24 protein-coding genes are annotated in these 26,334 nt (G+C 60.1%); 11 read left to right on the forward strand and 13 right to left on the reverse strand.

Annotation, left to right across the window (positions count from 1 at the left end; all coding sequences use genetic code 11):
- Positions 1 to 4: 4 nt before the first annotated feature.
- The gene (locus F8N44_RS02660) at positions 5 to 1,795 is read left to right on the forward strand and encodes an ATP-binding protein (RefSeq protein WP_150649190.1); all 1,791 of its coding nucleotides are present in this window, start codon (positions 5 to 7) and stop codon (positions 1,793 to 1,795) included.
- On the opposite strand, the gene F8N44_RS02665 is transcribed toward F8N44_RS02660, so the two are convergent.
- The 7 genes from F8N44_RS02665 to F8N44_RS02695 all read right to left on the reverse strand — a co-directional run bounded on the left by F8N44_RS02665 (position 1,792) and on the right by F8N44_RS02695 (position 9,088).
- Complete coding sequence (locus F8N44_RS02665) at positions 1,792 to 3,405, reverse strand: EAL domain-containing protein (protein ID WP_191630846.1); 1,614 nt, start codon at positions 3,403 to 3,405, stop codon at positions 1,792 to 1,794. The two genes, F8N44_RS02660 and F8N44_RS02665, sit on opposite strands and share 4 nt — an antisense overlap.
- A gap of 76 nt (positions 3,406 to 3,481) precedes the next feature.
- On the reverse strand, positions 3,482 to 4,264 hold the full coding sequence (locus tag F8N44_RS02670) for an N-acetylmuramoyl-L-alanine amidase (RefSeq protein WP_150649192.1): 783 nt from the start codon (positions 4,262 to 4,264) through the stop codon (positions 3,482 to 3,484).
- Positions 4,265 to 4,365: 101 nt separating this feature from the next.
- Positions 4,366 to 6,411, reverse strand: coding sequence for a GGDEF domain-containing protein (locus F8N44_RS02675; protein WP_150649193.1), 2,046 nt, complete (start codon positions 6,409 to 6,411; stop codon positions 4,366 to 4,368).
- The gene (locus F8N44_RS02680; RefSeq protein ID WP_150649194.1) at positions 6,408 to 7,286 is read right to left on the reverse strand and encodes an endonuclease/exonuclease/phosphatase family protein; all 879 of its coding nucleotides are present in this window, start codon (positions 7,284 to 7,286) and stop codon (positions 6,408 to 6,410) included. Before F8N44_RS02680 ends, F8N44_RS02675 begins: the two co-directional genes overlap by 4 nt.
- A 14-nt stretch (positions 7,287 to 7,300) precedes the next feature.
- On the reverse strand, positions 7,301 to 7,942 hold the full coding sequence (locus F8N44_RS02685) for a thiol:disulfide interchange protein DsbA/DsbL (RefSeq protein WP_150649195.1): 642 nt from the start codon (positions 7,940 to 7,942) through the stop codon (positions 7,301 to 7,303).
- A gap of 200 nt (positions 7,943 to 8,142) precedes the next feature.
- On the reverse strand, positions 8,143 to 8,754 hold the full coding sequence (locus tag F8N44_RS02690; protein WP_016986443.1) for a c-type cytochrome: 612 nt from the start codon (positions 8,752 to 8,754) through the stop codon (positions 8,143 to 8,145).
- Positions 8,755 to 8,797: 43 nt separating this feature from the next.
- Entirely contained in the window at positions 8,798 to 9,088 is a 291-nt protein-coding gene (locus F8N44_RS02695) for a c-type cytochrome (RefSeq protein ID WP_016986444.1), read from the reverse strand.
- Between the two features lie 191 nt (positions 9,089 to 9,279).
- Here F8N44_RS02695 and yihA point away from each other — a divergent pair, with 191 nt between their 5' ends.
- Positions 9,280 to 9,924, forward strand: coding sequence for a ribosome biogenesis GTP-binding protein YihA/YsxC (yihA, locus tag F8N44_RS02700; RefSeq protein ID WP_008081236.1), 645 nt, complete (start codon positions 9,280 to 9,282; stop codon positions 9,922 to 9,924).
- Between the two features lie 408 nt (positions 9,925 to 10,332).
- On the opposite strand, the gene polA is transcribed toward yihA, so the two are convergent.
- Positions 10,333 to 13,137 carry a DNA polymerase I gene (gene polA / locus F8N44_RS02705; RefSeq protein WP_150649196.1) on the reverse strand — a complete coding sequence of 935 codons (2,805 nt, stop codon included), beginning with the start codon at positions 13,135 to 13,137 and terminating at the stop codon, positions 10,333 to 10,335.
- Positions 13,138 to 13,211: 74 nt separating this feature from the next.
- On the opposite strand from polA, the gene F8N44_RS02710 reads away from it, so the two are divergent.
- A complete protein-coding gene (locus tag F8N44_RS02710; RefSeq protein ID WP_064389732.1) occupies positions 13,212 to 13,502 on the forward strand; it encodes a DUF2782 domain-containing protein in 291 nt (96 codons plus the stop codon).
- 54 nt (positions 13,503 to 13,556) lie between these two features.
- On the forward strand, positions 13,557 to 14,510 hold the full coding sequence (locus tag F8N44_RS02715) for a homoserine kinase (RefSeq protein WP_150649197.1): 954 nt from the start codon (positions 13,557 to 13,559) through the stop codon (positions 14,508 to 14,510).
- Positions 14,511 to 14,601: 91 nt separating this feature from the next.
- On the opposite strand, the gene F8N44_RS02720 is transcribed toward F8N44_RS02715, so the two are convergent.
- On the reverse strand, positions 14,602 to 15,522 hold the full coding sequence (locus tag F8N44_RS02720; RefSeq protein WP_150649198.1) for a zinc ABC transporter substrate-binding protein: 921 nt from the start codon (positions 15,520 to 15,522) through the stop codon (positions 14,602 to 14,604).
- Positions 15,523 to 15,588: 66 nt separating this feature from the next.
- On the opposite strand from F8N44_RS02720, the gene F8N44_RS02725 reads away from it, so the two are divergent.
- The 4 genes from F8N44_RS02725 to F8N44_RS02740 are packed head-to-tail and all read left to right on the forward strand — an operon-like array spanning position 15,589 to position 18,388.
- Positions 15,589 to 16,071, forward strand: coding sequence for a Fur family transcriptional regulator (locus F8N44_RS02725; RefSeq protein WP_007911760.1), 483 nt, complete (start codon positions 15,589 to 15,591; stop codon positions 16,069 to 16,071).
- Entirely contained in the window at positions 16,071 to 16,856 is a 786-nt protein-coding gene (gene znuC, locus F8N44_RS02730) for a zinc ABC transporter ATP-binding protein ZnuC (RefSeq protein WP_007911759.1), read from the forward strand. Before F8N44_RS02725 ends, znuC begins: the two co-directional genes overlap by 1 nt.
- A complete protein-coding gene (gene znuB, locus F8N44_RS02735) occupies positions 16,849 to 17,637 on the forward strand; it encodes a zinc ABC transporter permease subunit ZnuB (protein ID WP_007911758.1) in 789 nt (262 codons plus the stop codon). The genes znuC and znuB overlap by 8 nt, the downstream gene beginning before the upstream one ends.
- Before the next feature lie 37 nt (positions 17,638 to 17,674).
- Positions 17,675 to 18,388: a PA5502 family lipoprotein gene (locus tag F8N44_RS02740; RefSeq protein WP_150649199.1), complete on the forward strand. Its 714-nt coding sequence runs from the start codon at positions 17,675 to 17,677 to the stop codon at positions 18,386 to 18,388.
- 81 nt (positions 18,389 to 18,469) lie between these two features.
- On the opposite strand, the gene katE is transcribed toward F8N44_RS02740, so the two are convergent.
- A complete protein-coding gene (katE, locus tag F8N44_RS02745) occupies positions 18,470 to 20,611 on the reverse strand; it encodes a catalase HPII (protein WP_150649200.1) in 2,142 nt (713 codons plus the stop codon).
- A 259-nt stretch (positions 20,612 to 20,870) separates the two neighbouring features.
- Here katE and F8N44_RS02750 point away from each other — a divergent pair, with 259 nt between their 5' ends.
- From F8N44_RS02750 to F8N44_RS02760, 3 genes are all read left to right on the forward strand, one after another.
- Positions 20,871 to 21,878 carry a methionine ABC transporter ATP-binding protein gene (locus tag F8N44_RS02750; RefSeq protein WP_150649201.1) on the forward strand — a complete coding sequence of 336 codons (1,008 nt, stop codon included), beginning with the start codon at positions 20,871 to 20,873 and terminating at the stop codon, positions 21,876 to 21,878.
- Positions 21,878 to 22,552, forward strand: coding sequence for a methionine ABC transporter permease (locus F8N44_RS02755; protein ID WP_150649202.1), 675 nt, complete (start codon positions 21,878 to 21,880; stop codon positions 22,550 to 22,552). Before F8N44_RS02750 ends, F8N44_RS02755 begins: the two co-directional genes overlap by 1 nt.
- A 76-nt stretch (positions 22,553 to 22,628) precedes the next feature.
- A complete protein-coding gene (locus tag F8N44_RS02760) occupies positions 22,629 to 23,399 on the forward strand; it encodes a MetQ/NlpA family ABC transporter substrate-binding protein (protein ID WP_150649203.1) in 771 nt (256 codons plus the stop codon).
- A 332-nt stretch (positions 23,400 to 23,731) separates the two neighbouring features.
- Here F8N44_RS02760 and F8N44_RS02765 read toward each other — a convergent pair whose 3' ends face one another.
- The 3 genes from F8N44_RS02765 to F8N44_RS02775 are packed head-to-tail and all read right to left on the reverse strand — an operon-like array spanning position 23,732 to position 26,330.
- Entirely contained in the window at positions 23,732 to 24,367 is a 636-nt protein-coding gene (locus tag F8N44_RS02765) for an SCO family protein (protein WP_150649204.1), read from the reverse strand.
- Positions 24,364 to 25,263 carry a heme o synthase gene (cyoE, locus tag F8N44_RS02770; RefSeq protein WP_038365028.1) on the reverse strand — a complete coding sequence of 300 codons (900 nt, stop codon included), beginning with the start codon at positions 25,261 to 25,263 and terminating at the stop codon, positions 24,364 to 24,366. Before cyoE ends, F8N44_RS02765 begins: the two co-directional genes overlap by 4 nt.
- Positions 25,251 to 26,330, reverse strand: a complete 1,080-nt coding sequence (locus F8N44_RS02775) for a COX15/CtaA family protein (protein WP_095113101.1) — start codon at positions 26,328 to 26,330, stop codon at positions 25,251 to 25,253. Before F8N44_RS02775 ends, cyoE begins: the two co-directional genes overlap by 13 nt.
- Between the last annotated feature and the right edge of the window lie 4 nt (positions 26,331 to 26,334).

Here is a 26,334-nt window from a genome sequence, read left to right on the forward strand (position 1 = left end):
GGCGATGAAACTGGCGATGAAGTTGCGGACCCGCTTGTTCCTGAGCATTTCCGCGCTGATCACAGTGGCCTTGCTCGGGCTGCTGCTCGGGCTGGTCAGCGTGATGCAGATGGCCGGTACTCAAGAAGCTTTGGTGCGCAGCAACTTCGTCACTCTGGATCTGGGGCTCAAGTTGCGGCAGACGCTGGGTGATCAGCTGATCATCATGCTCGCGGAAAAGCCTGATCCCGTGGCGTTCGAAGCGTCGAAACAGCATTACTTCGAGTTGCTGGATCAAGGCATTGCCCAAGAGCGAGAGGGCGATGGCCGGCCATACGGCTTCAGTCGGGCAAGAGCGGATTATCTGAGCTTCCTGGAAGCTTTCGATTTGTCCCGTGACCCGGCCAGTTCGATGAGCAGCAGCGCCGACTTTCGAGAGCGCTTCAACACGCTGCGTAACGGGCTGATCACCGAACACAAGCATGCGCTGGACAACATCAACGCGGTACAGCGTGAGGCGCGTGACCGTGCCTTGTTGATCGCGGGTCTGCTGGGATTTGTCGGATTGGCGGTGCTGATCATCGGTTTCATCACGGCCCACGGCATTGCCCGGCGTTTTGGCGCGCCGATCGAGGCTCTGGCGAAAGCGGCGGACAATATCGGCCAAGGCAATTTTGAAGTAACCCTGCCGATTTCCTCGGCGATGGAGATGAATCTGCTGACCAAGCGCTTCGGCCTGATGGCTGAAGCGCTGCGTGAGCATCAGGCGACCAACGTCGATGAATTGCTCGCGGGCCAGCAACGCTTGCAGGCGGTGCTCGACAGCATCGATGACGGCTTGCTGATGATCGATCGTCAGGGGAATCTGGAGCACCTCAATCCCGTCGCCCAGCGGCAGTTGGGTTGGGACGATGATCGTCTCGGCCAGGGATTGGGTACGGCGCTTGGGCGGCCCGAGCTGGATGCGCAACTGCAACTGGTCTTGCGCGGCGGCACGCTGGAGCGGGCGCCGGAAGACTTGAGCATCGAGGTCGATGGCGAATCACGCCTGCTGACCTACAGCCTGACGCCCGTCAGCCACACGCAAGGTCATATCCTCGGCGCTGTGATGGTCTTGCACGATGTCACCGAGCAGCGCGCCTTTGAGCGGGTGCGCAGTGAATTCGTCTTGCGCGCCTCCCATGAGCTGCGCACGCCGGTCACCGGCATGCACATGGCGTTCGGTTTATTCCGTGAGCGGGCGAAGTTTCCGGCGGAGTCGCGCGAGGCGGATCTGCTCGACACGGTGAACGAGGAAATGCAGCGCCTGATGCAGTTGATCAACGACTTGCTTAACTTTTCGCGTTATCAGAACGGTCTGCAGAAACTCACGCTGGCGCCGTGCTCCATCGAAGATTTGCTGGAGCAGGCGCAATTGCGTTTTGCCGATTCGGCGGCAGCCAAGGGCATCGCCCTGAATGTCGAAGTACAGGCGCCGCTGCCACGTTTGCAGGCCGATCAGGCGCAGCTCGATCGCGTACTCGACAACCTCATCGACAACGCCCTGCGCCATACCGCCCGTGACGGTCAGATCCGCTTGCAGGCGCGTCGGCATGGTGAGCGGGTGATCATCAGTGTTGAAGACAATGGCGAAGGTATTGCTTACGGCCAGCAGGGGCGGATCTTCGAGCCATTCGTACAGGTCGGGCGCAAGAAGGGCGGCGCCGGACTGGGTCTGGCGCTGTGCAAGGAAATCGTCCAGCTGCATGGCGGGCGGATGGGAGTCTATTCGAGGCCGGGGCAGGGCACGCAGTTCTATATGGCGCTCGCCGTCTAGGCTTCATCATCCATACGGCGCCCGGCAAGGCGTCGCCCGCGCGTAATCAGCTCAATGAACTGCACTGCGCTCAGGGCATGGGCGAACAACCAGCCCTGGCCGAACTTGACGCCTTCGCTGCTGAGCAACTGGGCCTGTGATTCCAGTTCGATGCCTTCGGCAATCACCTTCAGATCCAGTGCCTGGGCCATGTGAATGATGTGCGGGGCGACGCCGCTGCTCGCTGCGTCATGGCCGAGGGCGTCGATAAAGGCCTTGTCGATTTTCAGGCAGTCGACCGGCAGAGTTTGCAGGTAGGCGAGGCTGCAATAGCCAGTGCCGAAATCGTCGATCAACACTTGATGGCCAACATCGCGCAGCGCTTGCAGGTTTTCCCGCGCCACCACCACATCAATCAAGCCACGCTCGGTGACTTCGAAGGCAATCTGCCGTGCGGCCACCCGGTGCAGTGTAAGCAGCCGCGCCATGACTTGGCCGATGCGCGGCACCATCACGTCGCAGGCCGCAAGGTTGACCGAGATGTACAACTGCGGATTGGCGCGCAGTAACTGGCCCAGTTGCTCCAGCAGGCGCTGCAGAACGAAGTCGGTCATCTGGCGGATTTGCCCAGTGTTTTCTGCCATGGGGATAAACAGATCGGGGCTGGTCAGCGTGCCATCCGGGCGGCGCCAGCGCAGCAATGCTTCGGCGCCGACGCAGTTGCGACTGTCGAGATCGAAGATCGGCTGATAGAGCACTTGCAACTCGCCTCGACGAATCGCGCCGTGAAGTTCCGCGTCCAGCGACTGGCGCTGGCGCACCAGCAGGAAAACGAAGAACCCCAGAAATGCGCCGAGCAGCACACACGCCGGGATCATCCACCACCAGATAGCAGGAATATGCATACCGGTTCTGGGTGTTATCAGTACCAGCTGATATTCCGGGTTGTCGGTGGGCATGCGGTAGATCAGCCGGGTTTGCGTGACTTGCAAGGCATCGCGGCTTTTCGGTGGCCAGTGTTCCGTGGGCGGCCAGGCTTGCGCCATGCCGAGCACCGGGATGGCGCGGGTGCCGTGATCGAGTACCACCAGCAGGCTGCTCCCGGGAGAGAGATCAACCATGTCGGTCAGGTGCCCGCGCGAGGTGGCCACGCGGAAGTTGCCGCGCCCGAGCATCAGGGCTGCGCGGTTTTCATCCGGTTCAGTGGTGGTGTTCAGCCAATAGCTGTAAGTCGGGCCTTTGATGTCCGGCGCGCGGACAACCGACAGGCCTTCCTGACGCGGACGGTTGGAGCAGATCCGCGAGGCGTCCATATAAGCCGCTTCGTAGACGAAGCGATAGTTGAAGGTGACTTGCTGCAAGGTGGCGATCATTTCATCGTCACAACTGCGCAACGGCTGCGCTTCGAGATCGTCGAGACTTTCGCGCAACTGGCCGAACAATTGTTCGAGGCGGGCGAGGAAACGCTCGCCTTGCGCGTTCATTTCCTGGCTTTCGCTTTGCTCGACCTGACGCATCGCCACGAACATACCGCCGGCGATCAGCAGGCTGGCACTGAGGACAGCCGCGATCATCGCCAAAAACCAGGGGCGATAAAACCAGCTACGCAGCGTCTCTCGGGTAGCAACCATCATGGAATATCCGAAGAATTACCAATGAGTTATAGCTGCTGATTGCGATTTCGCCCTGACCGTCGGGCGGGCGTCATTATTTTGTCTGATTGAGCACGAGCAAGAGTGCTGCCGTTTGCGCGTCCGGCGTGCCGTCGAAGCGTGTCGGGCGGAAGTGCATCTGGAAGGCTGCCAGGACGTGGCGGGTGGCAACGTCCAGTTCGCCAGTCTGCGGCGTGTCATAACCCAGGTGCGCCAGTTGTGCCTGGAACCAGCTGATGCTTGGCAGTTCATTGTTGTTGAACAGCGCTTGCTGGCGCGCTACGGCTTGTTCGTTTGGCCACAGGCCCAAGCCCTCGGCGGCGAGGCGTTTCCACGGGAATAACGGTCCTGGATCAAGCTTGCGCAGCGGCGCGATGTCGCTATGGCCAATGATGTGACGCGGGCTGATGCCGTTGCGTTTGCTGATGTCCTTGAGCAGGACGATCAACGATTGAATCTGCGCTTCGCTGTACGGATACCACAGGCGTCCGGTCGGCGTGTCCTTGAAGCCCGGGTTGACGATTTCAATGCCGATGGAGCTGGAGTTCAGCCAGGTGCGGCCCTGCCATTGGCTTTCGCCGGCGTGCCAAGCGCGCTGGTTTTCGTCCATCAGCTTGTAGATGGTGCCGCTCTTGTCGTCGCCGATCAGGTAATGGCTGCTGACTTCGCCGTGGGTCAGCAATTGCAGCGAGCGCTCCAGCGAGGCCGACGTGTAATGCACGACCACAAACTGAATGCGGCTGTCGTAATTGGCCGAAGGATGGCTGGTGTTGTAGCGCGGGCCGCTGGCACAACCGGCCAGAACGAGCAAAGAAGCGAGGAGGGCAAAGAATTTCATGGCAGAAGGCAGTACACGCAAGACAGTAATGCAACAGTGTAACGTACTGCCTTGCATCTCGACGGTCAGCGGGCGGATTTAAACAAAATGGAACAATTTGCTCAGCCCAGCTCGACCCGATTGCGTCCTGCATTTTTTGCGCGGTACAGCGCCTGATCGGCTCTTTTCAGTACCAGATCGCTGTGTTCTCCAGCGCGGAATGTTGCCAGTCCCATGGAGATGGTGATCGTCACTCGCTCACCCTTGAAGTGAAACGGGCAGGCTTCGATTGCCGCTCGCAACGTTTCCAGCAATCTCGCACCGATTGCAGGCGGAGTGGCTGGTAGCAGCAGAACGAATTCCTCACCACCAAAACGCGCAATGAAGTCGGAGCCGCGCAGGCGTTTGCGCAGCACCGTGGCAATGATCTTCAGCACCTTGTCACCGGCCAGATGGCCGTAGTTGTCGTTGATGCGTTTGAAGTGATCCAGATCGAGCATCGCCAGGCTCAGGGTGTTGCCGTGCTGTTGCCACTGCTTGATTTCATGCTCGAGGCGTTCGCTCCACGCAGCGCGATTGGGCAGACCGGTGAGCGGATCGATCAGGGCTTTCTGTCTTTGTACTTCAAGATGTTCGCGGAAACCCTGGGCTTCCTGCTCCATATGCGCCACGCGCTCGGACAGGCTTTTCAGCCGCGTTGCGACTTCTTGCTCGCGGGCATCGCGCTGCTTCTGGTGCTGGTCCATGGTGCCGAGCAGGCCCTCGAGATGGTTCTCAAGCACGTGTTTGAGGTCTTCCAGATCCGCCGCTTCCTGCACGCTGGTCTGCAAACCGTCGACTTGCTCGCGGATCTGCGTGTCCATTGCCCGCGCCGCCGAGCTGTTGTCGGCATGCCCTTCGCTGGCGGCTTGCAGATTGCTCTGGAACGCTTCGAGACGTTCGTTGAGCTGTTGCAGGTAGGCTTCGAATTCGTGCTGGCCGCTGTCGGTGATCGCCAGCATTAACGTCGCCAGATCGTCGAGGATCGGGATCAGTTCGTACCAGTTCAAGCCATGTTTCAGCCTTTCACGCATGGCTTCGGCTTGCGGGCGGTGGCGCTCCGGCAGGGTCAGATCGTCGAGGAGGCCGATCAGGGTGTCTTCGATGTGCTTGGCCACGGAACTGTAGGACGGCTCCGGGGTGTCCGGCAGGGCGAACAGGATGTCGTGCTCGGGCTGTTCCGGGTCGATGGCGGCTAGCGCCTGAGCGATCGGTTCGGGCAGTGGCAGGCTGTCGAGGATCAGCGGTGCCGGGTCGCCGGGGTGGATCAATTCGTCGGGGTTGAAGCTGGAGACCGTGACTGGTGTCAGCGTGACACTGGGCGCCATGGCAACTTCAGCTTCGGCCTGTGCTGCTTCAGCGGCAATGGGCGCCGCTTCGCTGGCGAGGGGTTGTTCAAACGCAACCACGTCAGGTTCCGGCTGAGGTTTCGAGAGCGGTGAGGGTATCTCAGTCGCGGGCTCGGGTTGTTTGATCACGGGAGTGGTGATGACCGGCTCTGCCACAGCGGCAGTCTGCAAGGGCGCTGGTTCTGGCTCGGCTTCTGATGCGGCAGGCGCTTGCGCATCACGTGGTGCCGGAGCCGGCGCAGGCGCTTCTTCGCTGTCACGGCTACCAAACAAACGCTGCAACAATCCTGGGCGTCCCGGTTCGGCTGGCGTTTCCAGCTGACTCAAAGCCTTGCCCTGCAAGCCGCTGAGTTCACTCAGCAACAGTGGCATTTCCCGCGCCGACCCGACGCGGCTATCCAGTTGTTTGGCGAACTTCTTCAAGGGCTGGGCGACTTCACGCGGCAGCGGCAACGCCTGCAACTGGGTAACCAGTGATGTCAGCGCGGTGCTGACCTGATCGATGCGGGTTTCGCGGCGCTGCTCGGAATCGAGCACGGCTTTTTCCAGACGCGGCAGGAGGGCGGCGAGGCCGGCGTCCATGTCATCGGTGCGCACCACGTCGCGCATCTCTTTCATGCACTGATCAACGACTTTATCGGTGCCTTCGGCCGCCAGCGTGCTGCGCACCAGGCCGCGACGCAGCAAATCGAGCCTGGCGGCCCAGCGGCGTTCAAGTTTGTCCTGTTGTTCGATGCTTTTGAGGTACTTCTCTTTCCAGCGCTGGGCGTCATCGCTCATTCAGGGGTTCCGCGAGGGGCAGGACTCAACGCGGGCAATGCATCGGCCGTGAGCGAACCTGGCAGACGAATCTCTACCGCGACCGGCAGGTGATCGGAAATAGGTTGTGCCAGCACTTCGACCTTTTCCAGGGTCAGGGTCGGGCTGAGCAAAATATGATCAAGGCAACGCTGTGGACGCCAGCTGGGGAATGTCGCTTCCACCTGCGGGGCCAGCAGGCCGAGATCGCGTAACGGAGAATGTTGTAGCAGATCGCTGGCATGGGTGTTCATGTCACCCATCAACACTTGGTGTTTATAGCCATCAATCAACTCACGAATATAGGCCAGTTGCAGGCTGCGGGTTCGCGCGCCAAGGGCCAGGTGCATCATTACCACCACCAGCGCTTCCGGGCCTTCGCCGAAACGCAGCAGAATCGCCCCGCGACCTTTCGGCCCGGGCAGCGGGTGATCTTCGATCGCCGACGGTTTCAGACGACTGAGCACGCCGTTGCTGTGCTGAGCGAGTCGGCCGAGGTTGCGATTGAGTTGTTGATACCAGTAGGGAAAGGCGCCGAGCTGCGCCAGATGTTCCACCTGATTGACGTAGCCCGAACGCAGGCTGCCGCCATCGGCTTCCTGCAGGGCGACCAGATCGAAGTCGCCCAGCAGGTCGCCGATCTTTTGCAGGTTGCCTGAACGCCCGTTGTGCGGCAGCAGATGCTGCCAGCTGCGGGTCAGGTAATGCCGATAGCGCTCGGTGCTGATGCCGACCTGGATATTGAAACTGAGCAAGCGCAGACGCTGGTCTGCGGGCAGGCCCGTGGACTCCAGGTGATGCTCGTTGACCTGCGGATCATGCAGGCCAACGATGCGTTCAGACTTCCAGCGGCGCATGGCGGTTGCCGCGCTTAATTGGCAGCAGCCTTGGTTGCCGCTCGCTCTTTGGCGACCAGTTGGTCTGCCAGTTTAAGCGCCTGCTCGGCACCACCGGCAGAGCCGATGTCGAAGCGGTACTTGCCGTTGACGATCATGGTTGGCACGCCAGTGATTTCATACTTCTTGGCCAGTTCGCGAGCTTTTACGATCTGACCTTTGATGGCGAAGGAGTCGAAGGTGGCGAGGAACTTGTCCTTGTCCACGCCTTGGGTGGCGAGGAAGTCAGCCATGTCGTTCTTGTCGGTCAGCTTCTTGTGTTCTTTCTGGATCGCGTTGAATACCGCGGCGTGAACCTTTTGCTCGACACCCATCGCTTCCAGGGTCAGGAACATCTGGCCGTGAGCGTCCCATGGGCCGCCAAACATGGCCGGGATACGCACGAAGTTGACGTCGGACGGCAGTTTCTCGACCCAAGGGTTGATCACGGGCTCAAAAGCGTAGCAGTGCGGGCAGCCGTACCAGAACAGCTCGACCACTTCGATCTTGCCAGGCACTGCAACCGGAACCGGGTTGGCCAGCTCGACGTAAGGGGCGGCAGGTGCTTCGGCGGCTTGAGCGGTCACGCCGAACAGGCTGGCAGCGACGAGAGCGGCGCTGATGATCAGATTACGCATGCTTTACTCCTGGACAATTTGGGTCGCCTCGCGCGACCTGTTTTCAGACAGATCCTGGCGGGCATGAGTTCTGTAGTGTAACGGCAGCGGCCACAAAAAAGGGCGGCCAAAGCCACCCTTTTTATACTTGCTGCGGCGGATTAATCGAGCGTTAACGTTGCAGGAGATGTCCATCGCCTGCAGCGCTCGATCCGTAAGCCTTAGTGCAGACCTTGAATGTAGCTGGAGACCGCAGCGATGTCTTCGTCGCTCAGGCGTTTGGCGATGGTTTGCATGGTCATGGTGTCGCCGTCGTTGTTACGGCCGCCTTCTTCCTTGCGGAAATCAGTCAGCTGCTTGGCGATGTATTGAGCGTGTTGGCCACCCAGATGCGGGAAACCGGCAGCGGCGTTGCCGGCACCGTTCGGCGAGTGGCAGCCGGTGCAGGCTGGCAAGCCCTTGGCCAGGTTGCCGCCACGGAACAGCGCTTCACCGCGAGCGACGATCTTCGGATCGGCGGCGCCGACGCTGCCTTTCTGGCTGGCGAAGTAGGCGGCGATGTCGGCCAGGTCCTGATCGCTCAGGTTGGTCAGCAAGCCAGTCATTTCCAGAACGGTGCGCTTGCCCGACTTGATGTCGTGCAGCTGCTTGGTCAGGTAGCGTTCACCTTGACCGGCCAGTTTCGGAAAGTTTGGCGCCATGCTGTTGCCGTCCGGGCCATGGCAGGCTCCGCAAACGGCTGCTTTTGCCTGGCCCGCTGCGGCATCACCGGCAGCATGGGCGAAGCCTGAGATTCCCACGGTCAACAGCAGACTCACGATCAATTTGTTCATCAGCTAATCCAACTACGGCTAAGGGTTAAGTTATGGACCGGGTTTACTCGCTCATCCAAAGGATGATGGCTTGGTAATCCTCGGCACTGCAGTCCATGCACAAACCACGCGGCGGCATCGCCTTGAAACCCTGGGTCACGTGTTGCACCAGCGTCCCCATACCTTTCGCCAACCTCGGCGTCCAAGCTTCCTGATCGCCTCTTTCGGGCGCCATGGGTAGTTGGCCGGAATGACAGGCACCACAAACACGGTTGTACACAGCTTCCGGATCCTGTGTAGCCTGTGCGCTGTAAAGCGGCATCAAGACTCCGGCAGCCAGCAGCCATTTCGTCATAAAACGACCTTTTCAGGGTTGAGAGCGTTCTGCGTTCTAATGCGCAATCAAGGTCTGTCGCTCTCGTGAACTTCATCCTACGCTGGGACAAAGCACACACAAAATCTGCGGCATTATATACTGGCGTCACTGAAACGGAAGCGACACCGCGTTCCGCGCCCAATCCCGGCGCCGCCCACATCGGAAATCCCATGCAACTCAAGAATCCCATCCTCGGCCTGTGCCAACAGTCCACGTTCATGCTCAGTGCCGCCAAAGTCGATCAATGCCCTGACGACGAAGGCTTCGAAGTGGCGTTCGCCGGTCGTTCCAACGCCGGCAAATCCAGCGCACTGAACACTTTGACTCACGCCAGCCTGGCGCGCACCTCGAAAACCCCGGGTCGCACACAGCTGTTGAACTTCTTCAAGCTAGACGAAGATCGCCGTCTGGTCGACCTGCCGGGCTACGGTTACGCAAAAGTACCGATCCCGCTGAAGATGCACTGGCAGCGTCACCTTGAGGCTTACCTCGGTGGCCGCGAGAGTTTGAAGGGTTTGATTCTGATGATGGACATCCGTCATCCAATGACCGACTTCGACCTGCTGATGCTCGACTGGGCCGTTGCCGCCGGCATGCCGATGCACATCCTGCTGACCAAGGCCGACAAGCTCACCTACGGCGCAGCCAAGAACACCCTGCTCAAAGTGCAGTCGGAAATACGCAAGGGCTGGGGCGATCTGGTCACCATCCAGTTGTTCTCGGCACCAAAACGCATGGGCCTGGAAGAGGCCTACACTGTACTGGCCGGCTGGATGGAACTCGCAGACAAAGGCGCCGAGGCGGCAGCCGAGTAAGACAATTTCAAAACTGTCTGTGGTGCTGTCAGGCAAGGCGAAAGCACCGCTAAAAAGCGGAGTTTAGGGTACCTAAATGAGCATTTTTAGCGGTGCTTTTAACGCAGCATGACGGCATCACAGCCAGTTTTGGGGCAAAAAAAGCCCCGGACTTCATTGGGGAGGGAGAAGTTCCGGGGTTTAAGTTCCGAACCGCTAGGGCGGGGTTCAGATATCTGCCAACACTTAACACAACATAGGAGCATCGAAGGGCTTCACCAGCCATTCAGTATCTCTGAGTAGTGTCCTTCCAGATTAGTTCAGATTTTTTTCAAAAAGCTTTGGAATAATCTCAAGCGCTTTTCGAAATAAGCAGGTTTTACCCGGCTTGCCGCGACAACAGGTCGCGGCAAACCGTGTTCAAAAGGCTCAGTGAGCCTCATCCCAATTGCTGCCCACACCCACTTCGACCAGCAGCGGCACATCCAGCTTCGCCGCTTCGCTCATGTGCACGCGGATCTCGGCGCTGACCTGCTCGACCAGATCCTCACGAACCTCCAGCACCAGTTCATCGTGCACCTGCAGAATGACTCTGGCGTCCAGCCCGGACGTCGCCAGCCAGTTATCCACCGCGACCATGGCTTTCTTGATGATGTCGGCAGCCGTGCCTTGCATCGGCGCGTTGATTGCCGTGCGTTCGGCGGCGGCGCGTTCCTGCGGCTTGTTCGAGTTGATCTCCGGCAGGTACAGGCGACGACCGAAGAAGGTCTCGACATAACCCTGATCCGCCGCCTGTGCGCGGGTGCGATCCATGTACTCGCGAACGCCTGGGTAACGGGCGAAGTAAGTGTCGATGTAAGCCTTGGCGGTCTTGGTATCGACGCCGATGTCCTTGCCGAGCTTCTGCGCGCCCATGCCGTAGATCAGACCGAAGTTGATCGCCTTGGCGCCACGGCGCTGGTCAGAGGTCACTTCGTTGAGCTCAACCTTGAACACTTCGGCAGCGGTCGCGGTGTGCACGTCGAGATTGTTGCGGAAGGCGTTCATCAGTCCTTCGTCCTTGGACAGGTGCGCCATGATCCGCAACTCAATCTGCGAATAGTCCGCCGCCAGCAGTTTGTAGCCTTTCGGCGCGACGAAGGCCTGACGGATGCGCCGGCCTTCAGCGGTACGCACCGGGATGTTCTGCAGGTTTGGATCGCTGGAGGACAAGCGACCGGTCGACGCCACAGCCTGATGATACGAGGTGTGGATACGCCCGGTGCGCGGGTTGATCTGCTCTGGCAGGCGATCGGTGTAGGTGCTTTTCAGCTTGCTCATCGAACGGTGCTCCATCAGCACCTTCGGCAAGCGGTGATCGTCTTCGGCGAGTTTCGCCAACACTTCTTCGGCGGTGGACGGCTGACCCTTGGCTGTCTTCTTCAGCACTGGCAGGCCGAGCTTCTCGTAGAGAATCACGCCCAGTTGCTTCGGCGAGCCAAGGTTGAACTCTTCCCCGGCAATCTCGAAGGCTTCGCGCTCCAGCGCGACCATTTTGTTACCCAGCTCGATGCTCTGGATGCCGAGCAGCTCTGCGTCGACGAACGCGCCTTGGCGTTCGATGCGGGCGAGGACGGGCACCAGCGGAATCTCGATGTCGGTCAGTACGCTGGCGAGGCTCGGGATGGCGCTGAGTTTTTCGAACAAGGTCTGGTGCAGACGCAGGGTAATGTCGGCGTCTTCGGCGGCATACGGCCCGGCCTGCTCCAAAGCGATCTGGTCGAAAGTCAGCTGCTTGGCGCCTTTGCCGGCGATGTCCTGGAAGCTCACGGTGGTGTGATCCAGGTACTTCTGCGCGAGGCTGTCCATGTCGTGGCGGGTGGCGGTGGAGTTGAGCACGTAGGACTCAAGCATCGTGTCGAAGGCGATGCCGCGCACGGTGATGCCTTGACTCTGATCGCCACCGATGGCGCAGTTGGCCAGAATATTCATGTCGAACTTGGCGTGCTGGCCGACCTTGAGCTTGCTCGGGTCTTCGAGAATCGGTTTCAGCGCGCGCAGAACGGTGTCGCGATCCAGTTGCTCCGGTACGCCGATGTAAGAGTGGGTCAGCGGGATGTACGCGGCTTCGTTGGCCTGCACGGCGAACGACAGACCGACCAGTTGCGCCTGCTGCGCGTCAATGCCGGTGGTTTCGGTGTCGAAGGCGAACAGCTTGGCGTTGTTCAACTTTTCCAGCCAGACATCAAAACGCGCCTGATCGAGGATCGTCTCATACGCGGCTTCGGTCGGAGCAGCCGGAGTTTCGATATCAGGCGCGCTGAACAGATCGCCGGCCGGCGCAGGTTCGCTGGCCGCGCTCAGTTCCAGACGCTTGGCGTCGCGATCCAGATCATTGATCCAGCTTTTGAATTCCAGCAGCGAGTACAGCTCGTAGAGTTTGGCCGGGTCTTCCGCGCCCATCTGCAAGTCATCGAGTTCGATGTCCAGCGGCACGTCGACCTTGATGGTCGCCAGTTGATAGGAGAGGAACGCCATCTCCTTGTGCTCTTCAAGCTTGGCCGGCAGGGTTTTTGCGCCGCGAATCGGCAGGGTCGGGACGATGTCGAGATTGGCGTACAGCTCGGTGAGGCCACCGTTGACCCCGACCAGCAGCCCGGACGCAGTTTTCGGGCCGATGCCCGGAACGCCTGGAATGTTGTCGGACGAATCGCCCATCAGCGCCAGATAATCGATGATCTGCTCCGGTGCGACGCCGAATTTCTCCTTCACGCCTTCCACGTCCATCGAACTACCGGACATGGTGTTGACCAAGGTAATGTGGCCATCGACCAATTGCGCCATGTCTTTATCGCCGGTGGAGATCACCACCGGGCGATCCGCCGCCGCGCTGCTGCGGGCAAGGGTGCCGATGACGTCGTCGGCCTCGACGCCTTCCACGCACAGCAGCGGGAAACCGAGGGCGATCACGCTCTGATGCAGCGGCTCGATCTGCACGCGCATGTCGTCGGGCATGCTCGGGCGATTGGCTTTGTATTCGGCGTACATCTCATCGCGAAATGTCCCGCCCTTGGCGTCGAACACCACGGCGAACGGGCTGTCCGGGTACTGCTTGCGCAGACTCTTGAGCATGTTCAGCACGCCTTTGACCGCACCGGTCGGCAGGCCTTTGGAAGTGGTCAGTGGTGGCAGTGCGTGAAAGGCGCGGTACAGGTAAGACGAACCGTCCACCAGGACGAGGGGGGCTTGGCTCATGAGCAGGATCAACCTTTTCGGCGGGTCCGGCGCTAGAATAGCGGGACCGTTGACGACAAAGGGACAAGGTTATCATGCGTACGTTAAATCGCTTGCTGCTGGTCGGTCTGATTGCTGCCTCACCGTTGGCCGCGATGGCGGCGGATGATGCACCGTCGGGAGATCCTGAAGTCACCATTCGCACGGAAGGCGACAAGACGATTCAGGAGTACCGTCAAAACGGGTTCCTGTACGCGATCAAAGTCACGCCGAAGGGCGCGCCACCGTACTTTCTGGTGCGTGCAGACGGGACGGATGCAAACTTCATCCGCTCGGACCAGCCGGATATGCTGATTCCGTCGTGGAAGATTTTCGAATGGAAGTAGATTTTTAATTCACCCGGCGCCGCAATTAGCGGCGCCCGTACTGGCAGTTAAAACATGTCTGTGTTCACTCCCCTGGCTCGGCCCGAGCTGGAAACCTTTCTCGCCCCTTACGGGCTTGGCCGTCTGCTTGATTTCCAGGGGATCGCCGCCGGCAGCGAAAACACCAACTTCTTTATCAGCCTGGAGCAGGGCGAGTTTGTCCTGACCCTGGTTGAGCGCGGCCCGGTGCAGGAGATGCCGTTCTTCATCGACTTGCTCGACGTGCTCCACGAAGCCGATCTGCCGGTTCCTTACGCACTGCGCACCACCGACGGCGTGGCGTTGCGTGAGCTGAAAGGCAAACCGGCGCTGCTGCAACCGCGGCTGTCCGGCAAGCACATCAAGGTCGCCAATGCCCAGCATTGCGCGCAGGTCGGCGAGTTGCAGGCGCACCTGCACCTGGCGACCCAGGGCGAGCGCATGATCAAGCGCAAGACCGATCGTGGTTTGGATTGGATGCTGGAGGAGGGCGAGGAGTTTCTTTCGCACCTGAGCGATGAACCGCGTGCCTTGTTGCAAAAGGCGCTGGATGAAATCACCGAGCGCAAAGACAAGATTCTCGCGCTGCCGCGGGCGAACATTCATGCCGACCTGTTTCGCGACAACGCGATGTTCGAAGGCACGCACCTGACCGGGCTGATCGACTTCTACAACGCCTGCTCGGGGCCGATGCTCTATGACGTGGCGATTGCCTTGAACGACTGGTGTTCGGACGAGGACGGTTTGATCGACGGGCCGCGTGCCCGCGCGTTTCTCGGCGCCTATGCGGCGTTGCGACCGTTCACGGCGGCGGAGGCTGAATTGTGGCCGACCATGCTGCGCGTGGCCTGTGTACGGTTCTGGCTGTCGCGGTTGATCGCGGCGGAGCAGTTTGCCGGGCAGGACGTGTTGATTCACGATCCGCAGGAGTTTGAACAGCGCTTGGCGCAGCGGCAGCAGGTCAATACACCGCTACCTTTCGCCCTTTAAAAGCTTCGCGAGCAGGCTCGCTCCCACAGGATTTCGGTGATCCTGTGGGAGCGAGCCTGCTCGCGAATGGGGGCAACACCGATGCCGGGGGTTACAGAGATTCCAGGCATCCCGCCAGATCATTGCCCAACTTCTCCAGCACTTGCTCATAGCCCTGAGCCGTAGCCGGGGTGTACCCGCCCAGCGCATCCAGCTCAGCCAGTTTCACCGGCAAACCCGCCACCAGGGTTTCGGCCAGACGCGGACGCAATGGCGGCTCACTGAACACACAAGTCTTGCCCACTTCCTGCAAACGCTTGCGCATCGCCGCGACATGCTGCGCGCCTGGCTGCACTTCGGCCGCCACGCTGAACACGCCGGTGTGCTTCAGGCCATAAGCTTTTTCGAAGTAATCAAACGCCTCGTGGAAAACGAAGTAAGGCTTGCCTTCAACACTGGCCAGACGCTTCTTCAATCGCTGGTCCAGTGCATCCAGACGCTCGTCGAACGCCTTGGCGTTGCTTTGATAACGCTGCGCATTCGCCGGATCAACAGCGCTCAAGTCTGCGGCCATCTTGTCGGCAATCACCCGCGCATTCACCGGCGATAGCCACAAATGCGCATCCAGCGTGCCGGGACGATGATCGTGATCATGCTCGTCAGCCTCTTCGGCGTGGGAATGGCTGTCTTCAGCGAAACGGCGCAGATGCATCCCCGGCAAATCCTGCACCGCGACGCTCGGCAGCGTACGACCATTCAGCACGCGCGGCAGGAAACCTTCCATGTCCGGGCCGATCCAGTAGAGCAGATCGACCGACTGCACCTTCCGTACGTCGGATGGCCGCAACGCGTAATTGTGCGGCGAAGCACCCGGCGGCAGCAGCACTTCGGGAATCGCCACGCCGTCCTGCACGGCCGCTGCAATCAGCTGCAGCGGTTTGATGCTGGTGAGGACTTTGACCTCGGCCTGAGCCGAACCGATCAGCAGAAAACTGGCGACAAAAGCCACAAAAACAGAAAAAAGTCGGGACACGATGACCACTCAAGGAGGCGAGAACGGGTAACATAATAACGTCTCTATCAAAACTCGTCGCCGCCCATGCCTATTACACCGATTGCCAGCCGTCCCCACGACCACTCACATTGCGTGCACAGCGCTTTGTCCGAGGCCGATACCTTGTGCGCCCAGAAAGGCTTGCGCCTGACCGCGTTGCGCCGCCGGGTGCTGGAACTGGTGTGGCAGAGCCACAAACCGCTGGGCGCCTACGACATTCTTGCCGTGTTGAGCGAGCAGGACGGCCGCCGCGCTGCGCCGCCAACGGTGTACCGCGCGCTGGATTTCCTTCTGGAAAACGGCCTAGTGCACCGCATCTCCTCGCTGAACGCCTTCGTTGGCTGCGTGCACCCGGAACACGCGCATCAGGGCCAGTTCCTGATTTGCCGCGATTGCCACGCTGCCATCGAGCTTGAGCAAAAAGTGATCAGCGACGCGATCATCAACAGCGCCAAAGATGTCGGTTTCATCGTCGAAGCGCAGACCGTCGAAGTCGTCGGCCTGTGCTCTGGTTGCCAGGGGGCTTGATGAGCAATGCGCTGATCCGTCTGGAGCAGGTCGCCGTCACGTTTGCCGGGCAGGCTGTGCTGGACAACATCGAGTTGAGCGTCGAGCCGGGGCAGATCGTCACCCTGATCGGCCCCAACGGCGCCGGCAAAACCACGCTGGTGCGCGCCGTGCTTGGCCTGTTGAAGCCGGACAGCGGCAGCGTCTGGCGTAAGCCGAAGCTGCGTGTCGGCTATATGCCGCAAAAACTTCACGTCGATCCGACCTTGCCGCTGTCGGTGCTGCGCTTTCTGCGCCTGGTCCCGGGCGTTGATCGTCCGCGAGCGCTGGCCGCGTTGAAAGAAGTTGGCGCCGAACACGTCATCGACAGCCCGGTGCAAAGCGTTTCCGGCGGTGAAATGCAGCGTGTGCTGTTGGCGCGGGCACTGCTGCGCGAGCCGGAATTGCTGGTGCTCGACGAGCCGGTGCAAGGCGTCGACGTCGCCGGCCAAGCGGAGTTGTACAGCCTGATCACCCGTCTGCGCGACCGCCATGGCTGCGGCGTGTTGATGGTGTCCCACGATTTGCATCTGGTGATGAGTACCACCGACCAGGTGGTCTGCCTCAACCGTCACGTCTGCTGCTCCGGGCATCCCGAGCAGGTCAGTGGCGATCCGGCGTTTGTCGAGTTGTTCGGCAAGAACGCGCAGAGCCTGGCGGTCTACCACCACCATCACGACCACGCTCACGACCTGCACGGTTCGGTGGTCAAAGGGCCGGTTATTGGCCAACCTCACGTTCACGGAGACAACTGCAAGCATGGCTGATTTTCTGTTGTATGCCCTGCTTGCAGGTCTGGCGTTGGCGATCGTTGCAGGTCCGTTGGGTTCGTTTGTGGTCTGGCGGCGCATGGCCTATTTCGGCGATACCCTGTCCCACGCCGCGCTGCTCGGTGTGGCGCTGGGCTTTTTGCTGGATGTCAGTCCGACGGTCGCGGTGACCGTAGGCTGTCTGTTGCTGGCGGTGCTGCTGGTCACGCTGCAACAGCGCCAACCGCTGGCGTCTGACACGCTTTTGGGAATTCTCGCACCGAGCACGCTCTCTCTCGGTCTGGTGGTACTAAGCTTCATGCATGAAGTGCGGATCGACCTGATGGCCTATCTGTTCGGCGACCTGCTGGCGATCAGCCCGACTGATCTGGCGTGGATCCTCGGCGGCAGCGCGGCGGTGCTGGTGTTGCTGGTGACGCTGTGGCGGCCATTGCTGGCGATTACCGTGCACGAAGAGCTGGCCAAAGTAGAAGGCTTGCCGGTTGCAGGTCTGCGCATGGCGCTGATGTTGTTGATTGCGGTGGTGATCGCGGTGGCGATGAAAATCGTCGGTGTGTTGCTGATTACGTCACTGTTGATCATCCCGGCGGCTGCGGCACAGCGTCACGCCCGTTCGCCGGAGCAGATGGCACTGGGCGCGAGCCTGCTGGGCATGCTCGCCGTGTGTGGCGGGCTGGCGTTGTCGTGGTTCAAGGACACCCCGGCCGGGCCGTCAATCGTTGTGACGGCGGCCGCACTGTTTCTGTTGAGTTTTGTTCTGCCCCGTCGTGGGGTGTAGACTTGGCCGCTTTTTGCGCAAATAGAGAGTCGCAGGAATGAAGCCGTTCGCCTCCCGTTATCTGCTCCTTGTCGCATTTTCAGTGCTGCTGGGCGCCTGCCAAAGCACGCCGCCGGTGGCCGAAGTCCCCGATGCGCGGGCTACGGCCATCGCACAGCTGGAGCAAAGTCTGGCCAGCAGCGAACTGGCCACTGCCGAAGATCAATTGGCTGCTTTGCAGAAAGACACCCCAAACGATCAGTCCCTTGAGCAATACCAGCGGCAGCTTGCCGAAGCGTATCTGCGTCGCAGCCAGATCGTGCTGCAAAAGGGCGATGTGAATGCAGCCGCCACGGCGTTGAGCCGTGCCCGTGCGTTAATGCCGAAAGCGCCGGCGCTGACCGGTGGCGTGAATGGCGCCATCACTGAAGCGCGCAAGGCTGAGCTGGAAAAGGCTGAAGCGGCACTGTTGGCAGCCGAAGCCAAGCCGAAAGCCAAGGTGATCGATCCGACTGCCGAGAGCACTACGGTGGCGTTGAATATCACTGATAGCCGCAAACTTCGTCGCCAACTGGATGCGATCGCCGCTGATGTGGTGAATTATGAGTGTGCCGTCACCATTCAGGCGCCGCGTACCAATGACTATCCGTGGCTGGCGACGTTGCTGAGCAAGCGGGTCAAGAAACTGAATCCGGATTTTGAGCTGAAGATTGTGAAGCAGACCGTGCGCACCGTGCCTGCGCAGATGGTTCTGAGCCCGCATAAACCGTAAAAAGATCGCAGCCTGCGGCAGCTCCTACATGGGATTGAGGTACACCCTGTAGGAGCTGCCGAAGGCTGCGATCTTTTGCTTTTAAGCCGGAATGGCCTTGGCCTTAGGCTCCCGCGCCCAAACCCGATGCTGCCCGATCGCCGCAAAGAACGGCTTGGTCAACGACGGCACATCCTTGCCCTGCAGCAAACCAGCATCCGCCTCAAGCTTCAGCAAATCCTGCAATTGCTTGGCATCACCCTGCAGCGCAATCGCCTTCAGATGCTTGTACGCCTCCAGCAGGTAATGCAGCGCAACGCCGTCACCGCTCAACGCCTTCACCGATGCCGCGCCACCCGGCACGAACACCGCGTCAAAAATCACCGACGGCATGCCTTCCATCGAAGCATCCACTGGCAACATTTTGCCGTCAGCGGTCTTCACCGGCGCTGAAGTCGGGCCGAGCAACTTGGCATGCGCACCTTCTGCCTCCAATGCTTTCTTCATCGCATCAATCGCCGCACCATCGACGCCGTTGGCAGCAAGAATCGCCACTTTTCGGGTTTTGATGTTCTCTGGCAGCAAGTTCGCCTGACTCAACGACGGCGAATGATCGAACGACACCTTGCGCGCATCCACCGTCCCTTTAGTAGGCGCTGGCAGACCCAGATTGGCCGCCACACGCTTGGCCAGTTCCAGATCGATGTTGGCCAGAATCTCGTTCACTTCCCGCGCACGGATGAACTCGCGCTCAACCTTGCCCAGCTCGAAGCTGTAAGCGGCAATGATGTGCTCCTTCTCGTGATCGCTCATGCTGTTGAAGAATAGCGTCGCCTGGGAGAAGTGATCGCTGAACGACTCGCTGCGCTGTCGGATCTTGTTGGCATCGATGCGCTCTGGATAACTTTCGAAACCACCGTCCTGCGCGGCCGGCGGCGTTTCTTTCGGCCAGCCGCCATCAATCGAGTTCGGCTCGTAAGACGCGCGGCCCTTATCGATCACCGTGCGGTGCTGCGCATCGCGCTGGCCGTTGTGGAACGGCGCCACCGGGCGGTTGATTGGTAGCTCATGAAAGTTCGGCCCACCGAGTCGGCTGATCTGCGTATCGGTGTAGGAAAACAGTCGGCCCTGCAGCAGCGGGTCATTGGAGAAGTCGATGCCCGGCACGATGTGGCCAGGGCAGAACGCGACCTGCTCGGTCTCGGCGAAGAAGTTGTCCGGGTTGCGGTTCAGCGTCATTTTGCCCAGCGGTGTGATCGGCACGATCTCTTCGGGAATCAGCTTGGTCGGGTCGAGGATGTCGAAATCGAAGTCGTGCTCGTTTTCCTCCTCGATGATCTGCACGCCGAGTTCCCATTCCGGGTAGTCGCCCATCTCGATCGCTTCCCAGAGGTCGCGACGGTGGTAGTCGGTGTCTTTACCGGCGAGCTTCTGCGCTTCGTCCCACACCAGCGAGCAAGTACCGGCAGTAGGGCGCCAGTGGAATTTGACGAAGCGCGATTTGCCTTCAGCGTTGATCAACCGGAAGGTGTGTACACCGAAGCCCTGCATGCTGCGCAGGCTTTTCGGGATCGCCCGGTCGGACATCGCCCAGATGACCATGTGCGCCGATTCCGGCACCAGCGAAACGAAGTCCCAGAAGGTGTCGTGAGCAGAGCCACCGGTTGGGATTTCATTGTGCGGCTCGGGTTTCACCGCGTGGACGAAGTCGGGAAACTTGATCGCGTCCTGAATGAAAAACACCGGCATGTTGTTGCCGACCAGATCGAAGTTGCCTTCATCGGTGAAGAACTTCACCGCGAAACCACGTACGTCGCGCACGGTGTCGCCGGAACCACGCGGACCCTGCACCGTGGAAAAGCGCACAAACACCGGCGTCTTTTTCCCCGGATCCTGCAGGAAACCGGCCTTGGTCAGCTCCGAATGGTTCTCGTAGGCTTGAAAAAAACCATGGGCGCCAGTGCCGCGGGCGTGAACGATGCGTTCCGGGATCCGCTCATGGTCAAAATGCGTGATCTTTTCCCGCATGATGAAGTCTTCAAGCAGCGACGGCCCACGTGGGCCGGCCTTGAGCGTGTTCTGGTTGTCAGCGATCTTCACACCCTGGTTGGTGCGCAGGGCCTGGCCGGTGGCATCGGAGCGAAACTTCTCCAGGCTATCGAGTTTGGCGTTGGTGTTGGCACGATCCGGGGTATCGGTTCCGGCCATCTGGCTTTTGTCGGACGTAGGCTTCTTGCTCATCAGTCGTAAACTCCTCGGTAACCCCGTTGTTTGCCGGGGACTCTTGAGTGGTTCCCGGGCACGGCACCCAGGGTTTTCAAGTCGCTTACTTAGTGACTGATGGGCTGCTTTGGACGTTCCTTTTTTATGACCTTTGATCTTGTTATTGCCAAATCGAAGGTTAATTGCGAAATAAATGCTAAGAACCTCTATACGGACAGGCTAAAATGCGCGCCCGGCTAACCGCTGATCCTTTTCTAACGCGCCCCACAAGGTTCGCTACGTGATCGAGTTTCAAAACGTCCACAAGACTTACCGCGTCGCCGGTAAGGACATTCCCGCGCTGCACCCGACCAGTCTCGCCATCGAGAACGGGCAGGTGTTCGGCCTGATCGGCCATTCCGGTGCGGGTAAAAGTACCCTGCTGCGTCTGATCAATCGCCTGGAGAACTCCAGCGGCGGCAAGATCATCGTCGACGGCGAAGAAGTCACCGCGCTGGACGCCAACGGCCTGCGCCGTTTCCGCCAGCAAGTCGGGATGATCTTCCAGCACTTCAACCTGCTCGCCTCCAAGACCGTAGCCGACAACGTTGCGTTGCCGCTGACCCTGGCCGGCGAATTGTCGGGCAGCGAAATCGACAAGCGTGTTGCCGAATTGCTGGCGCGCGTCGGTCTGTCCGACCACGCCAAGAAGTACCCGGCGCAATTGTCCGGCGGTCAGAAACAGCGCGTCGGCATCGCCCGCGCCCTGGCAACCAAGCCGAAGATTCTGCTGTGCGACGAGGCCACCAGTGCACTCGATCCGCAGACCACGGCGTCGGTCCTGCAACTGCTGGCCGAGATCAACCGCGAACTGAAACTGACCATCGTCCTGATCACCCACGAGATGGATGTCATCCGTCGTGTCTGCGACCAGGTGGCAGTGATGGACGCCGGCGTGATCGTCGAGCAAGGTTCGGTGGCCGATGTGTTCCTGCATCCAAAGCACCCGACCACCAAGCGCTTTGTTCAGGAAAGCGAGCAGATCGACGAGAGCGAACAGCGTGATGACTTCGCTCACGTGCCGGGTCGCATCGTGCGTCTGACCTTCCAGGGCGAAGCGACCTACGCGCCGCTGCTCGGTACCGTCGCCCGGGAAACCGGCGTCGACTACAGCATCCTCGCCGGTCGCATCGACCGCATCAAAGACATTCCGTACGGGCAATTGACCCTCGCCGTCACCGGTGGCGACATGGAAGCGGCCTTCGCCCGCTTCACCGCCGCTGACGTTCACATGGAGGTATTGCGCTAATGGAAGACCTGATCAGTTTCTTCACCAATATCGACTGGTACGAAATCTGGCTGGCCACTGGCGACACCCTGCTGATGCTCGGCGGTTCGCTGTTGTTCACTGTGTTGCTCGGCCTGCCGCTGGGCGTGTTGCTGTTCCTTTGCAGCCCGCGTCAGTTGCTTGAAAACCGTGGCCTCTACGCATTCATGTCGCTGGCGGTGAACATCCTGCGTTCGCTGCCGTTCATTATTCTGTTGATCGTGATGATCCCGTTCACCGTGCTGATCACCGGCACGTCGCTGGGCGTGGCCGGTGCGATTCCGCCGTTGGTAGTCGGTGCCACACCGTTCTTCGCGCGTCTGGTGGAAACTGCGCTGCGTGAGGTTGATCGCGGCATTATCGAAGCGACCCAGTCGATGGGCGCGACCACGCGGCAGATCATCATGAACGCCTTGTTGCCGGAAGCACGTCCGGGCATCTTCGCGGCGATTACGGTGACGGCGATTACACTGGTGTCCTACACGGCGATGGCCGGTGTGGTTGGCGCTGGTGGTCTGGGTGACCTGGCGATCCGTTTCGGCTACCAGCGTTTCCAGACTGACGTGATGATCGTCACCGTGGTGTTGCTGCTGATTCTGGTGCAAGTGCTGCAGATGGTGGGCGACCGTTTGGTCGTGCATTTCTCGCGCAAATAACCGGTTTTGTATTGAACAGATGAGCCGGCCATTCGCTGGCAGGCGCCAGACGGGCGCCTCAAAAGGAGTTAGCTGAATGAAAAAACTGATCGCTGCTTTTGCTGCCGTTGCAGCATTCTCGGCCCACGCCGAAACCCTGACCGTTGCCGCCACTCCAGTGCCGCACGCGGAAATCCTCGAGTTCGTGAAACCGGCGCTGGCCAAAGAAGGCGTGGAGCTGAAGGTCAAGGTCTTCACCGACTACATTCAGCCGAACGTACAGGTCGCGGAAAAGCGTCTGGACGCCAACTTCTTCCAGCACCAGCCGTACCTCGATGAGTTCAACAAGGCCAAGGGCACCAGTCTGGTTGCCGTGACCGGTGTGCACCTGGAGCCGCTGGGCGCTTATTCGAGCAAGTACAAGAAGCTCGATGAACTGCCTGGCGGTGCCAACGTGGTCATCCCAAACGACGCCACCAACGGCGGCCGTGCGCTGTTGCTGCTGGCCAAGGCTGGCGTGATCACCCTGAAGGATCCGACCAACATCCTGTCGACCGTCAAAGATATCGCGCAGAACCCGAAAGACCTGAAGATCCGTGAACTGGAAGCCGCGACCATCCCGCGCGTGCTGACCCAGGTCGATCTGGCGCTGATCAACACCAACTACGCGCTGGAAGCCAAGCTTGATCCATCCAAGGATGCGCTGGTGATTGAAGGTAACGATTCGCCGTACGTGAACATCCTTGTGTCCCGTGCGGACAACAAGGACAGCGAGGCGATGAAGAAACTGTCGGCAGCCCTGCACAGCCCGGAAGTGAAGAAATTCATTACCGAGAAGTACAAGGGCGCGGTATTGCCGGCGTTCTGATTGGGGTTGCTGCAACGAAATAGGGGACGCCATGAGCGTCCCCTTTTTTGTGTCTGGCTTTGGACCTGCTGTGAAGCTTCCCCTCACCCCAGCCCTCTCCCGAGGGAGAGGGGGCCGACCGAGGTGTCTTGCGTTCTACATCGACCTGAAAGATCCAGTCGATTATGGATTCGGCACAGCACATCGACCTGAAAGATCGAGTCGATTATGGATTCAAAGAAGCACGTTCATTTCGGCGTAATTCTTGAATATCCCCCATTCAGTCCCCTCTCCCTCTGGGCGGTCCGACGTTTCGGGAGGGCTAGGGTGAGGGGCTTTTCGCTCTTCAGCTTTTATTTGCGGTCAAGCATCACCGGCAGTTGCGCAACCAGTTTGGCGTTATTCAACGGCGCCCGAATAAACCCCCGCTGCGTCCCGTCCGGGCCGATCACCGCGAGATTGCCGCTATGATCGACGGTGTAATTCGGCTTGCTGGTATCCGCCGGAATAAACGGAATACTCACCGCATTCGCCACCTTCTGCAGCTCTTCAATCGAAGTCGGCGTCAGGCCAACAAACTGCGGATCAAAGTAGCCCAGATACTGCTTCAACTGCTTCGGGTTATCACGGTTCGGGTCAACGCTGACCAGCACGATCTGCAACTTGTCCACAGCGTCTTTCGGCAATTCACTCTTGATCTGCCGCAGCTGCGCCAACGTAGTCGGGCAGATGTCCGGGCAAAAGGTGTAGCCAAAAAACAGCAGGCTCCACTTGCCTTTGAGCTCATTGATCGCCACCGGTTTGCCGTCCTGATCGGTCATCGTCACGTCCGGCAGATTGCGGCTCTGCGGCAGCAGGATGATGCCGGCGTCGATCAGCGCCGTCGGGTCGCCCTGGCCCTTGCCGCTCAGCACTTTGTTGACGGTAAGTCCCAGGATCAGCGCGATCACGGCGACGAGGATGAAGACGGTTTTCTGGGTTCGAGTCATAGGTTCAACAGTAAGTAGTGGTCTACGAGCAGGGCGATGAACAGCAGAAACAAGTACCAAATAGAGTACTTGAAGGTGTTGATCGCCGCGTGCGGCCGAGTGCCACGGTACAGCACCACGGCCCATTGCAGAAACCTTGCGCCGAGAGCGAGCGCGCAAATCAGGTAGAGCACGCCGCTCATGTGGATCACGTACGGCAGCAGACTCACCGCCAGCAGCGCGAAGGTGTACAGCAGAATGTGCACCTTGGTGTAGTGCTCGCCGTGGGTGACCGGCAGCATCGGGATGTCAGCCTTGGCATATTCCTCTTTGCGATGGATCGCCAGCGCCCAGAAGTGCGGCGGCGTCCAGGCGAAGATGATCAGCACCAGCAACAACGGTTCGGCGCTGACGTGGCCAGTGGCGGCGGTCCAACCCAACAGAGGTGGGGCGGCGCCGGCGAGGCCGCCGATGACGATGTTTTGCGGCGTCGCGCGTTTGAGGAAACCGGTGTAGATCACGGCGTAACCGAGCAGCGAGGCCAAGGTCAGCCAAGCGGTCAGCGGATTGGTGAAGGTTAGCAACAAGGCCTGACCGAGCAGCGCCAATACCAATGCAAAGGTCAGCGCCGCGGCCGGTGAAACCCGTCCTTCGGCCAATGGCCGTTTGTGCGTGCGCGCCATCACCGCATCGATGCGCCGATCCACCACATGGTTAACCGCCGCCGCGCCGCCGGCACACAACGCAATCCCCAGATTGCCGAACACCAGCACCGTCCATGGCACCCCGGCGCGGGTCGCGAGAAACATGCCGACCAGCGAGGTGATCAGCATCAGCACCACGACTTTCGGTTTGGTCAGTTCCAGATAATCTCGCCAGATCGCCTGATGCGGGCGTTCGCCAATCAGAATCGCCACGGTGTTTCTCCTTTTATGGTGATGGGCGCGGCCGCGTGTTTACGCGGGCTCAGGCGCCAGCGTGCGAGCACCGGTTGTTTGACCCGGACCAGACTGGTGCGCGCGTGGTAATTGACCAGCACCATCGTCAGCAACAGCGCCGCGCCGCCAGCGTTATGTGCAACCGCCACCGGCAGCGGCAGATGGAACAGCACGTTGCTGATGCCGAGGGTGATCTGTGCGGCGAGGGCGATCAGCACCAGACCGGCCAGCCGCGTCATGCCGACCACTTTCAATTGCCACGCCAGACCGAGCAGCACCAGCGTCACCAGCAAAGCGCCGATCCGGTGAGTCAGGTGAATCGCCGTGCGCGCATCACTGTCCAGTTGTCCGCCGAGATAATTCGGGCCGATGTGTTGGGTCAGGTGAAAACCGTTGGCGAAATCCGCTGGCGGCAACCATTGCCCGTGGCAGGTCGGAAAATCAATGCAGGCCACCGCCGCGTAATTGGAACTGACCCAGCCGCCCAGCGCGATCTGGCCAATCACCAGCAACAATCCCGCCGTCGCCCAATACTGCAGACGCTTGGGCACGGTCAGCGCCGGCAACACTCCGGACAATCGCAACGTCAACAAAAACAGCAGACTCAAGGTCGCAAAGCCGCCGAGCAAATGCCCGGTGACCACCTGCGGCCAGAGCTTGAGCGTCACCGTCCACATGCCGAACGCGGCTTGCGCGAACACCACCGCCAGCAGAAACAGCGGTAGCTTCAACGGCTGTCCCGGATGACGTCGATTGACCCACGCGCGCCCGGCGAGAATCGAAATCAGCAGGCCGAGGGTGCCGGCGAAGTAGCGGTGGATCATCTCGTTCCAGCCCTTGTGCGCCTCCACCGGCGAGTCGGGGTAATGCAGTTCGGCATGGGCCAGTTGCGCTTCGCTTTTCGGCACACTGATAAACCCGTAGCAGCCCGGCCAGTCCGGACAGCCGAGGCCGGCGTGGGTCAGGCGCGTGTAGGCGCCGAGCAGCACCACAATCAGTGCCAGCAGGGTGGCAAACAGCGCGAGGCGAAATCCAGGTTTGGCCATGACG

It is taken from the genome of Pseudomonas fluorescens (genome assembly GCF_902497745.1).
Taxonomy (GTDB): domain Bacteria; phylum Pseudomonadota; class Gammaproteobacteria; order Pseudomonadales; family Pseudomonadaceae; genus Aquipseudomonas; species Aquipseudomonas fluorescens_BM.